General features: G+C 42.0%; 10 protein-coding genes, 1 riboswitch and 1 other annotated feature. Of the genes, 5 read left to right on the forward strand and 5 right to left on the reverse strand.

Features of this window, described 5'->3' with window-relative positions; translation table 11 throughout:
* Positions 1–384: 384 nt before the first annotated feature.
* From rluF to brnQ, 5 genes are all read right to left on the reverse strand, one after another.
* Positions 385–1,092: a 23S rRNA pseudouridine(2604) synthase RluF gene (gene rluF, locus ACFX4X_RS24005; RefSeq protein ID WP_061461357.1), complete on the reverse strand. Its 708-nt coding sequence runs from the start codon at positions 1,090–1,092 to the stop codon at positions 385–387.
* Between the two features lie 115 nt (positions 1,093–1,207).
* The gene (locus ACFX4X_RS24010) at positions 1,208–1,576 is read right to left on the reverse strand and encodes an EamA family transporter (RefSeq protein WP_377387155.1); all 369 of its coding nucleotides are present in this window, start codon (positions 1,574–1,576) and stop codon (positions 1,208–1,210) included.
* A 57-nt stretch (positions 1,577–1,633) separates the two neighbouring features.
* Positions 1,634–1,765: a hypothetical protein gene (locus tag ACFX4X_RS24015; RefSeq protein ID WP_377387140.1), complete on the reverse strand. Its 132-nt coding sequence runs from the start codon at positions 1,763–1,765 to the stop codon at positions 1,634–1,636.
* 182 nt (positions 1,766–1,947) lie between these two features.
* Positions 1,948–2,880, reverse strand: a complete 933-nt coding sequence (locus tag ACFX4X_RS24020; protein ID WP_377387143.1) for an aldo/keto reductase — start codon at positions 2,878–2,880, stop codon at positions 1,948–1,950.
* Between the two features lie 120 nt (positions 2,881–3,000).
* Entirely contained in the window at positions 3,001–4,335 is a 1,335-nt protein-coding gene (gene brnQ, locus ACFX4X_RS24025; RefSeq protein WP_377387146.1) for a branched-chain amino acid transport system II carrier protein, read from the reverse strand.
* A 96-nt stretch (positions 4,336–4,431) separates the two neighbouring features.
* Positions 4,432–4,679 (reverse strand) — a binding site (T-box leader).
* 210 nt (positions 4,680–4,889) lie between these two features.
* Between brnQ and ACFX4X_RS24030 the strand changes: the two genes are divergently transcribed.
* The 5 genes from ACFX4X_RS24030 to ACFX4X_RS24050 form a co-directional block, all read left to right on the forward strand.
* Positions 4,890–5,063 (forward strand): hypothetical protein, encoded by a 174-nt coding sequence (locus ACFX4X_RS24030; protein WP_164468807.1) that lies wholly within the window; start codon positions 4,890–4,892, stop codon positions 5,061–5,063.
* Positions 5,064–5,562: 499 nt separating this feature from the next.
* Entirely contained in the window at positions 5,563–8,304 is a 2,742-nt protein-coding gene (locus tag ACFX4X_RS24035; protein WP_284471920.1) for a GTPase domain-containing protein, read from the forward strand.
* Between the two features lie 96 nt (positions 8,305–8,400).
* Positions 8,401–8,506: riboswitch (SAM riboswitch) on the forward strand.
* 116 nt (positions 8,507–8,622) lie between these two features.
* The gene (locus ACFX4X_RS24040) at positions 8,623–9,735 is read left to right on the forward strand and encodes a sugar ABC transporter substrate-binding protein (RefSeq protein WP_284471919.1); all 1,113 of its coding nucleotides are present in this window, start codon (positions 8,623–8,625) and stop codon (positions 9,733–9,735) included.
* A 56-nt stretch (positions 9,736–9,791) separates the two neighbouring features.
* Positions 9,792–11,294 carry a sugar ABC transporter ATP-binding protein gene (locus tag ACFX4X_RS24045; protein WP_377387150.1) on the forward strand — a complete coding sequence of 501 codons (1,503 nt, stop codon included), beginning with the start codon at positions 9,792–9,794 and terminating at the stop codon, positions 11,292–11,294.
* A gap of 1 nt (position 11,295) precedes the next feature.
* Positions 11,296–12,264, forward strand: a 969-nt coding sequence (locus ACFX4X_RS24050) for an ABC transporter permease (protein WP_377387153.1), incomplete at its 3' end; no start/stop codon positions are given.

Here is a 12,264-nt window from a genome sequence, read left to right on the forward strand (position 1 = left end):
AAACGCCGTATACGCGAACCGTACGTACGGTGTTGTGAGAGGGGCGAAAATAAACTTATTTTCCCCCTACTCGATTTGGCCATTAAAAGTGGAATTCACTAGTAAAGTGGAATTCACGAGTAAAAGTGCAAAACTCACGAGTAAAAGTGCGAAACTCACGAGTAAATGAGCGGAATTCACGAGTAAAAGTGCGAAACTCACGAGTAAAGTGCAAAACGCACGAGTAAAAGTGCGAAATTCACGAGTAAAAGTGCGGAATTCACGAGTAAAAGTGCAAAACTCACGAGTAAAAGTACCCAAAAAGAACAAAATAGCAAATTATTGCTGAAAAATGTTCTGAAATTAAAAAACGATGCCCCCTGAATTCTGGGAGCATCTCAATAGTTATCTCTGCCTAGGGGTATAATCCAACTCCTTGAATAGTTCCGATAATTCATCTTTGGTCAGGTCGCGCCATTGTCCGAGCGCCAGTCCGTCCAAATGGATATTCATGATTCGGATTCGATGTAAATCACGGACCTCATAACCGAGTGCTGAGCACATACGGCGGATTTGTCTGTTCAATCCTTGCATCAAGGTGATGTTGAATGTATATTTGGTCAATTGCTTAACCTTACATGGAAGTGTTTTCGTATCCAAAATCTCCACGCCGGATGACATATCTTGAATGAAGGAAGCGGTAAGTGGCTTATCCACGGTTACGATATATTCCTTTTCATGTTTGTTTTCTGCACGAAGGATTTCATTTACGATGTCTCCATCATTCGTAAGCAGGATCAGTCCACTAGAGTCTTTGTCCAGCCGTCCGATATGAAAAATGCGAAGCGGATGATTTACAAAATCAACAATATTCCCTTTAATGTGTTTTTCCGTCGTACTTGTAATCCCTATCGGTTTATTCAGTGCAATATAGACATTTTGCTGTTCCACTTTTATTGGCTTGCCATCTACACGAACATCATCCCCGGGTTCAGCTTGACTGCCAAGCTCAGCAACTGTGCCATTAATCGTCACACGGCCATCGGCTATCCATTTATCTGCGCCTCGTCTCGAGGTAATTCCGGATTCACTGATATATTTATTGATCCTCAACTAAAGCACACCTTTGCATTCAGATTTTCTTCTTTAAAGGATAACGTAAATCATGCTGGGTAGACAAGGGGAAAAGACAAGAAAGCGTTAGGAGGTTTGAAATTCTGTACATTTTTTACAGGTTTTTCATGACGGCAGCCGGGTATTCTTTTTTCTTTTTACTTGTCAGATAGACACCAATGAAGGCAAGGAGACCGTCCAGGAGTTGGACCAAAGTAATCAGTTGACCTAAAAGTAGGTTAAGAATGGCGGTAAAAACAGCAATCAGATTTAGATAAATTCCAGCCTGGCTTGCATTGATATGACGAAGGGAAATATTCCAGAAAATAAAGGGGCCAACAGATGGGAAGATTCCAATGTATATGAGCCTTGTGCTTGTTTTACTGCTTAAATCAAGATTCAATCCCGAGTCAATGGCAAATGGAGCGACGAGAATCAATCCGAGAAATACGGAAACGGCTGTGGTGAGCTGAAAAATATCCAGAAGGTGTCAATAAAGATATGATAAGTCCGAGTGCATGGAGGGCTGAAATTTTCTCCTTTAACAGCAATCTCCATTCTTTCCATACACTCCTCCAATATGGCTTTTGAATCCATTGTCGAAAATGTAATTACCGGCCCAGAACAGATTGGCCAAGATGAGAAAAAATAAAATAACAATAGATTTTTTCATCAGGCTTCCTCTTCCTTAATTGGTGGAATATTCACTAAATATAGCGAAATAGAAGATCCTAATCATCTAGTAATGTAAGACGTTCAATTAATAGGGAGCTTGGAACCACAGGTTAGGAATGAAGATGGGATAAATCAAGAAAAGGCTGCTCAACAGTGCTGAACAGCCTTTCCTTCTATATACTAAGCGAAAATGGCACTGATTTCGGCGATTTCATCCATGGTTAGATTGACATCCAATGCTTTTAAGTTGCGTGTGACCTGTTCTGGCTTTTTCGCTCCGGGAATCAGGACATCTACCGAGTGCCGAGTTAAATACCAAGCTAGTACCACATCGGCGACATCGGCATGCTTCCTGTTGGCGATCGCCCGTACCTCTTCCACTTTTTGCAGGTTGCTTACAAAGGCTTGTCCTTGGAAAAGCGGACTTTTTGCCCGGCCGTCCTCGAATGTTGATTCTTGATTATATTTGCCGCCGAGAAGACCGGAAGCAAGGGGGAAATAAGGAATGAAGGATATATTATTTTCGGCTGTATATGGCAGTAGGTCTTGTTCTGCCTCCCGTTTGAATAGATTGTACTCGGATTGCAGGACATCGACATAGCCGTCTTTATTCGCTTCCTTCAATTGTTCGAACGAAAAGTTCGAGACTCCGATTGACTTGATTTTGCCTGCATCCTTCAATTCCTTTAAGGCACCTACTGCTTCATCTTTAGGAGTACCCTCATCAGGGAAATGGATATAGAATAAGTCGATGTAGTCTGTTTGGAGCCTTTTTAGACTCGAATCCACGGCATTTTTCAGAAAAGCCGGAGAGTTATCAAAGACGATATTGCCATCGGAAAATTTATGTGCCCCTTTAGTGGCAAGTACGATATCCTCGCGTTTGCGACTCTCTTTAAGGATTTCACCGATAAGTTCTTCTGAGCGCTCCGGACCGTAAATGTAAGCTGTATCCCAAAAGTTAATTCCTTCATCAAGTGCCGTTCTCAAGACGTCCCTTCCTGTATCCTCGCTTAGATTAGGAAATAGGTTATGTCCGCCAATGGCATTCGTTCCAAGGCCAATCGGATTTACATGCAAATCTGTTTTACCAATACGGGTTTGTTTAGACATATTACAGATCATCTCCTTTAACCCCATCATAACAAAAAGTGGATGGTGTTTTCCAAAATAAAGCAATGCAGGCCGTCCAAAAAATAAGCAGATGATCTGTAAAATCATCTGCTTCCCTCATTATAATAATGTTTTGATTTCCAACTCCTCAGCTGGAGCTGTTTGTCCGATTTGACTGAGCAGAATGCCAAGGGCTGTACCGACGAGAGCAGGGATGACCCACTCCATGCCGTAAGCGGAAAGGGGAAGGACATCAGTCAAGGTTTGCACGGGTCCTAATTGTAAGCCGAAAGCATTCAGCCCATCCATCAAGGCGAAAACTCCTGTGAAAGTTATTGCACTGCGATAAACCTTCTTCGGGTTTTTGAAATGACGGCTGAAGAATGTCAGGACAATCAGGACGATCGTTAACGGATAAGCCATCACAAGGAATGGTACCGATACTTTCAGAATTTGATTCAGACCCATATTTGAAAGGATGAAACCGACGATTGTTACAATCAGAATGACGCTTTTGTAGTTCAGCTTGGGAAAAAGTTTCGAGAAGTACTGTCCGCAAGCGGTCGTCAATCCGACGACGGTGGTGAAACATGCTAAAGTGAAAATGATGCCGAGAAGGGCCTTCCCGCCAGTTCCAAGTAAAAGGGTGGATGCGACTGTGAGGATATCCGTTCCGTTTTCGAATGACCCATCGGCTGCCATGCGTGCTCCCATTATACCTAAGGAGATATAGACTAATGAAAGCAATACACCAGCGATGAGACCCGCTTTTACTGTATATCTCGTCAATTGTTTTCGATCGGAAATCCCTCTTTGCTGGATTGAAGTAAGGATGACGATCCCAAATGCCAGGGCAGCTAAAGCATCCATCGTGTTGTACCCTTCAATGAACCCTTTCGAAAATGCTCCTGCTGCATATGCGTCTGTTGGAGCTTTGAATGGAGCATCAAGCTTTACGAATCCGACAACACAGAGAATGACCATGGACAAAAGCAGAATAGGTGTAATCCAGCGTCCCATGAAGGTTTCCATTTTTTTTGGATTCAATGAAATGGCATAAACGATGATGAAAAATATGGTTGTGAATATGAATAGGAACAGGGATTGATTCATTGAGTCACCAAGATATGGCTTGAAGCCCATTTCATAGGCGACATTCGCATTCCGTGGAATGGCTAGAAAAGGTCCGATGCTTAAATAAATGACAACCATGAACAACGTGCTGAATAGAGGATGTACACGTGCCCCGATAGTTTGTGCCCCGCCTTTAACAAGTGAGACGGCGAGAAGCACTAAAATTGGCAGGCCGACTCCAGTGGCGATAAAACCGGTAATGGCTGGCCAAAAAGAAGTTCCCGAAGACGCCCCTAAAAATGGGGGGAATATAAGATTCCCCGCTCCGAAGAACATTGAGAAAAGCATTAGGCCGATAAATAATGTGTCTGTTTTTTTCATGGTGATTCTCCTTTTTTTAAAATGATAACTCCCGCCGACTGGCCTGAAAAAGGCTATTTTAAGTGTTTTGTGCAAATAAAAAACTCGCCCCTGAAAATCAGGGACGAGTTTGTGCTCGCGTTACCACCCATATTCCGCACTTCATAAGAAGCTGCGGCACTCAGTCAACGTACGAATTCATACGTGATCCATTGTAACGGCGGAAACCCGTCAAAGCCTACTGCATTTTCAGCTTTGCATCTCAGAGATGATTTTCGGATAGGCCTTGGACATCGACTTCCACCAAATGTCGACTCTCTGTGGAACAGGGTACTAATCTTACTCTTTCTCTTCATAGATTTTATAATATAAAGATAATTTAGCAAATTCTGATTATGAAGTCAACATAATTTATCATTTCATTATTCCTTTTAAGCAGGGAATTAGTCCTCCGTTGGCGAAACTTCCTTTATCGAGGGGTATTTTTTGCAAAAAGAATCGGATATAACTCCCTATTATCTTTCTAACCGCAACTATATTATAATAGAAGGCAGAACACTAAAGGAGACAACATTATGTCTGAAAATAAAAAGTTAAGCCTGGCGGATGCAGTCAAACAAAAACTGGCTCAAAAGCAAGCAGGATCAAGTAAAGATAAACTGGAAACCGGCGTAGTGAAGAAAACGAAACAGCTTAAAAGCCAGTTGACCAAAAAGCCAAATAACCAACGTAAGCGTACAGGGGTATAATCCTAATTTGTCAAAGGACAATGACTGTTCGGAGCTTATCAGAGAGCAGTTACCTTTCACGAATGAGGGTGCTGCTTTTTTATATGAACGATTAAATGGGATATTAGTAATGAGTGGGGTAGAGGATTTGTCTTATTACCGTTTTTAGTTTTAGGTAGTTAAAGGGCTGGACTTCTGGTAATTTAGATGTATAAAGAATGGTTCGCTAAACTTTTTAGATACCGGTTAAACTAGAAAAAACATAATTTCTCGAATATGGAAATGACATCTCTGTATCGGTTCATTAAAATCATTACAGTTCCATTCGTTTCTGTTTTAAAATTGTAAGAGTGGTGACATGTTGTTACCATATTGTTTTGTTAAAATAACATTTTAAGGTTTTACAAATGATTTTCTTAACTAAAGGAACCTATTAATTGCATGTTAGGGCTTCTTGACTGCTTTTCAAATTAGTGATTATCCTTTAATTGAAAATATGAAATATATCGGGGGAATAAAGATGGACGAACGGCTGATCGGGAAAAAATATTATGAAACGATGATTGAGGATACAAGGAAACACCCCATTCAAGCTTTGGGTGAAATGTTTCTCGTGGAACAAAAAAAAGAAAGAGCGGATTTAACGGCAATTCGATTCGCTCAAGGTGAAGTATACTTTCAGCACCATGACTTTGAAGCAGCCATTTTTAAATGGGAAAACATAGAAGGTGAACTTGGTTCATGGGCGAAGAAAAACATCGCTGATGCTTATTTTGAACTGGAAATGTATTCAACCGCAGAGGATATTTATAAATCCGTCGATACGAATGAAGCGGTTTTGAAAACGGAGGTTCTTTTGCAACTGTTTTCCCTGTACATAGTTGAATCTAGAAATGATTTGGCTTCCAAAGTCGTGAAAGAAGCAGTAGAGTTTCAACCTGACTATCCGAATGTCACGGAAATCGCACGAGCCTTTTTTGAAGAACAAAAGGATTGGAACAGTGCGGTGGTATTAGCGGCGAATGAAAGTATCCGTACAGAATCAATGGGCTGGTTCGATGTGCTGAAAACGTATATCCAGCAGGGGGTTGCCCAATCGATGGATCCGGACTACTTTTCAACTGTCCTTGGTTCGCTATACACACTTGACCAGGGTCGTTTCGAAAAGGTGACGGTTGCCCTCTGGAAAAATTATAAATATACCGATTCTTATTTTGAATGGCTAAGAGTGATTAATAACTTGATAGATACCATCGAATTAAACCAAGGGGATGTATGGGATGAGCTTTCCGTCTATTACAGGGATGCATATGCAGGTCTGTTGGAAGGAACGCACCTAATCAAAGATTTAAGCCCTGTCGTGCCAAGGTTGCTGGAAAACTGGCTGAAAATCGCAGATGGGGAGCTTTCGCTGTTTGCGGCGGCATCCGCGCTGTCCTGGAATGAAATCTTCCCGGATACGATTAATGCGCTGGTCATTCAGGATGCAGAAAGCCTGCTTTCGAAATCGCCTAAATTGGGAGGCGGACTGGAAGCGGGAGAGAAACTGTTCAATTCTATCATCCAATGGGCTGAAGAGAATGATTTAAGGGTTGGCAATAAGCTTAAATGGATGGTCGAGGGGCTTAAGGATACCGGAAATTTCAATCTTCTTCTTGTGGGAAGTACAGGAAATGGCAAGACATCCTTTATACAGTCAATAGTTGGCGAGAGCATCGCTGCCGAAGATCATTCTTCACTAGTCAGCGTCAAAGACGGGGATGATTTGGAAATCCTTGAAATTACCGATACAGATAGCAAGGTTGTCATGGAGCTAACTGAATTGGATGAAACACGCCGCCAGCGCGGGACTATTGTCGATGTGACGCTTATTAGTGACTATCTTAGAAATAATCGTCTGCGATTATTGGATACACCGGGGTTCAATGGGGAAAAAAGCGTGGAATCGGATTTCCAAGGCTATTTACATGGCAGTGATGGCCTGATGTTCGTTCTTGATGCCCGGGCGCCTTTCACCGGTAGTGAACGGGACCTGTTATTGGAAATTCAAATGATGGCTCCGAAACTGCCGATTCATTTCTTATTAAATAAAATGGATACGATATACAGTGATCAAGTCGCGGTCCGGATGGAAGACGAAACATGGGATAAAGTGAATGCATATTTCCCGAATGCGAAAGTGTTCGCTTTCTCTAAACTTTATGACAGCAAGCAGCAGTTGAATGACCTTTCTGCATTCCTTCAATCGAATTATCAAGATGATAATTGGAAAGAAAGAAGATCTGAAAAAATCCTTGCTTTCATTCGTAAAACTTTATCTTATCTGTTAGAAAAACGGACAGCCAATGAACGGAAATGCGAGCATTCCATCTCTTGGAATGAACAGATGGAAGTCAAATTGAATGGTGCGGTCAATCAACTGGCTGATTTAGAAAAAGAAAAAAGTGAAAATATCATAAGGTCGTACCGTGTGCTTAAGGATGAAGTGAAAAGTCAGCTTTCTTCTAAAATTCCTGAATTACTGAGAGATTGCTCTAAATCGTTAACGGAAAGCAGTGATTTCAGTCAGGTCCATATACAGTTGAACCACGAAATGAATGAGCGGATTCAAGCCTTCATTTCTGACAAGATCATGCCTCAATATTACCGTTCTCTTCAAGATTGGATTGCTAGTTCCCAAATGGAGTTCTCACAAAGCCAACAGTTTATGGATGAGATGAGTGCCGGATTCAATGAATTATACAAAGAAGAACGGATTATGCTGGCAGGTGACTTCAGGGTATTGGATGACTGGCGCCGTGATGCTGACCGGATGACAAGCAGTATCCGCATCGATGACGTTAATATCCTTTTGCGAAGGACTCCATCACAATTGCTGCTTAAAGGAGCAGGAAAGCTGTTTGGGGCAATACCGCAAAATAAAGCCAATATGTACAATCGTTATAAGAAATACTTGGAAAGTGAAGATTACCAGGATGTTGCGGAAATGATCACTGAACGCTTCCTTACCCAATTTGGATTGTTTGAAAAATCTTTAGATCGGGACATCTCACTTTTCTATCGCAGCTCATTTGCCTTACTTCAAAAAACAATAGAGCAAACGCAGACAGAAATTAAAGACTACCAGGCTGCATTGGAGCATATGAAAGAAAATCCGGAAGTTTACCGTGATCCGATCACTGTGTTCGAAGTGAAACTACGTCAGTTGGAGAGACTTGAAAAAATTGAGAAAAAGCGTCTAGCCCAGCTTCAAAGAAAATAAAAGTAGTAGGGAACATTTCAAATATTCGAAAAACTATTGACTTTACGACTATATCCCTATAAAGTGATAATTACGAAAAACGTAACACGATATATTCTCTTATCAAGAGTGGCGGAGGGACTGGCCCTAAGATGCCCAGCAACCGTTCCATTAGGAATTGGTGCTAAATCCTGCAAAACAGAAATGTTTTGACAGATAAGAGAGGGATAAGTCTGCAATACAGCTGATTAAACCTCTCTATTACTAGAGAGGTTTTTATTTTATGATTTACACCAACTTAACTGATAAGAATAATAAGAGAATGTGGAGGGAAACAAGATGGGAAGATCTATTAAAGGGATATTCGTTTCAGCCATCACTTCGGCGTTGCTTTTAACGGGTTGTTCTACAGGACAGAGTTCCACAGAATCGAAGAAAGAAGAAAAAGTATCATTTGAAAATGTACCGGAAAGATTTGCTGATGGGGAAGGGGCCAAAATAAAAGTGATCCGTAAAATTGGCGGTGATGATCATACGGCCCAGTACCTTGCTGGAGCGAAGGAAGAAGGAGAAGCAATGGGCTTTCAAGTGGATACGTATACAGCCAATGGGGATACGGCTAAATTCCATGATGCGATCGCGCAGGCTTTGCAGGAAGATTATGACGGCTATATCATCTCCCATGGTGATGATGCAGCAACAGTGAATGACGTTCAAAAGTTGGTTGATGCAGGTAAAAGCGTTGTCACATTCGATTCAATTAGCGATTTATCTAAAATAGAAGGTGTGACATTAACTTCACAGGATGATGAAGCGTTGGCAACACTGGCTTTTGATAAACTGATAGAAGAACAGAAAGGTGAAGCTGCGATTGCTTACCTTTGGGTGGATGGTTTTCCTCCAATGGTGAGAAGAAATTCAGTTTATCAGGAAAAATTAAAAGAAAATCCTGGAATTAGGGAAGTCGAAAGATTCGGAGTGGCATCTGCAGATACTTCGGTTCAAACACAAAATGCAGTAGCCGCAATGCTGAATAAATACCCAAAAGGTAAATTGGATGCCATTTTCGCAACATGGGATGCCTTCGCTATCGGTGCCGCCCGGGCGATTAAAGAAGCGGGCCGCGATGAAGTGAAGATATACGGAATTGATGTATCGAATGCAGATCTTCAGGAAATCCAATCGGCCGCTAGCTCATGGTCCTACACGGCAGCCGTCGATCCCAAGTTGATTGGTGCAGTGAATATGAGGATATTGGCAAAAAAATTAGCGGGCGAAAAAACACCGCAAACCTATGACTTAGAGGCATCACTTATTTCACAAAAGCAAATCCAAGCCTCAAAAGAAGCCGTAAACATGGCAAATCTGTCTGGTATTGTCGAAGGATGGGGTGTATCAACGGAATTTGAAGAAGATTGGATGAAAGTTTTGAAAGCTCATTATAAAAAGTAAAAGGGGACACTCTCTTTCAAGTGAAGGGAGTGTCTGTTCAATAAGGGGGAATGGACATGGGCACGCAACTTGAAATGAAGAAAATCTCGATTGAATTTCCAGGAGTGAAGGCGCTTAGTGAAGTTGACTTTTCTATACAATCAGGGGCAACCCACGCATTGGTCGGTGCAAACGGAGCAGGGAAATCGACGTTAATGAAGGTTTTATCGGGAGCCCATGTTCATTATTCAGGTGACATTTTTATTGATGGGATAAAGCAGGATATCCGCTCGCCCAAAGCGGCGCAGGAACAGGGGATTCAAATAGTTTATCAGGAAGTAGATACGGCCCTCATCCCTTATTTAACCGTTGGGGAAAATATAATGTTGAATGATATGGTCCAAAACATGGGAAAAAAACAGATAGTTCAATGGAAAGAGCTACACAACCAAGCCTCTTTAATTCTTGAAGATATGAAAATTCGTGTCCCTTCGAAAAAGCTGGTAAGAGACCTTACTTTGGCTGAAAAACAGATGGTCCTGATAGCAAGAGCCGTTTCGACAGAATGCAAATTCCTGATTCTCGACGAACCAACTGCTCCGTTAAGTCATACAGAAACGACAGAACTTTTTCGAATTGTAAATGAATTAAAGCAAAAAGGTGTTGGAGTCATTTTCATTTCACATCGTCTGCCTGAGATTTTTGAAATCTGTGAGGAAATTACGATCATGAGGAATGGGGAGCTTGTCACTTGTCGAAAAATGGAAGACATCACCCGTAACGAAGTGATAGAGAATATGCTAGGGAAAACCATGGATGAACAGTTCCCTGAAGTGAATTCTTCGATTGGCGACGTTATTCTGGAAGTGAAGGGATTGTCAGATACAGAGAAAGTTAAAAATGTCAGTCTGCATATTAAAGCAGGGGAGATAATCGGCTTGGCAGGGTTGGTCGGGTCTGGGAAAACGGAGTTGTGTAAAAGCCTTTTCGGTCATACTTCGATTACAGCAGGTGAAATCATCCTAAATGGCCGAAAGCTTTCTTTGAAATCTCCGCACCAAGCAGTAAAAAGCGGTCTGGCACTTATACCTGAGGAACGCAGGAAAGAAGGGGTCCTTGTTCAGGAATCAGTATCGGCGAACTTGACTGCAGCCAGTATCGGCAAATTCTGCAAGACATTCAGTTTTGTGGATCGTAAGGCGGAAATGGAAAAAGCGAAGGAAATGATCGCAAGTCTCGGCATAAAAACTCCTTCCGGGGAGGTGAAAGTAGAAAACCTTTCAGGTGGTAACCAGCAAAAGGTTGCCATTGGAAAATGGCTTATAGCCGCTGCGGATGTATACATATTCGATGAACCAACGAAAGGTGTCGATGTTGGAGCCAAGAAGGATATATTCGAAATGATTGCAAAGCTTGCGAGGGATGGGAAAGCGATCATTTATGCATCATCCGAGCTCTCCGAAATCATTGGCATTACTAACCGGACATACGTGTTATATGACGGGAGCACTGTCATCGAACTAGAAACAAGCAAAACGAATGAAGAAGAACTACTATTCTATTCAACAGGAGGAAATTAGGATGAGTACACCCATTTCTGTTACACAGACAGCGAAAGCGAAGAAAAAGGTGGACCTGTTCGAATTTTTCTATAAATACGGCACAATATTAACGATTGTCATTCTAATTGGAATTTTTGCCGTGTCCAATCCATCTTTCATTCAAACTACTAATCTGATCAACATCCTGCGTTCCATCTCAATCGTGACCATCATTGCGATCGGCATAACGATATCCTTGACAGTGAATGGGTTCGACCTTTCCGTCGGCTCCGTCGCATCATTGGCCAATGCCATCGTCATATCAATGTTTGTCTGGTTTTCACAGGATACATTGATTGCCATATTAGCTGCAATCGGTGCCTCACTTGTCGTAGGGGCATTGAATTCATTCATGATCGTTAACTTAAGAATTCCCGACATGCTAATGACATTGGCTACGATGTTCATTATCCAGGGAATTGCCCTTACCTATACAAAAGGGGCCACGGTTTCGCAAAATATGGTCATGCCCGACGGGACATTCGCAACAGGACTGATCAGCCCGTTTTTCGCCAAAATTGGCCAAGTACCATGGATAATCCTGATCATGGCAGTCATTGTGATAGCGACCCATATCTTTTTGACTTATACGAAGCACGGTCGTTATATGTACATGATTGGGGGAAATAAGGAAGCGGCGAGACTTTCCGGGATTTCGGTCAATAAATACAAAGTCCTTGCCTATCTGCTTTCGGCTCTATTTGCTGCAATCGGGGGGATTGTCCTAGCTTCAAGGGTCATGACATCGGAAATCAATTCAGGGTCCCCCTATTTAATGGATGCCGTTGCAGCAGCCTTCATTGGTTCCTCCGTTTTAGGAGCGGGAAAACCGAATGCCTTTGGAACCTTCGTCGGTGCAATCTTGATCGGAATCCTTCAAAATGGGCTGATCATGATGTCTGTTCCATATTATGCAATGGATATCGTCAAAGGAACAGTGCTGGCCCTT

It is taken from the genome of Peribacillus sp. YIM B13481, from assembly GCF_042787985.1.
In the GTDB taxonomy this organism is placed as follows: domain Bacteria; phylum Bacillota; class Bacilli; order Bacillales; family DSM-1321; genus Peribacillus; species Peribacillus simplex_A.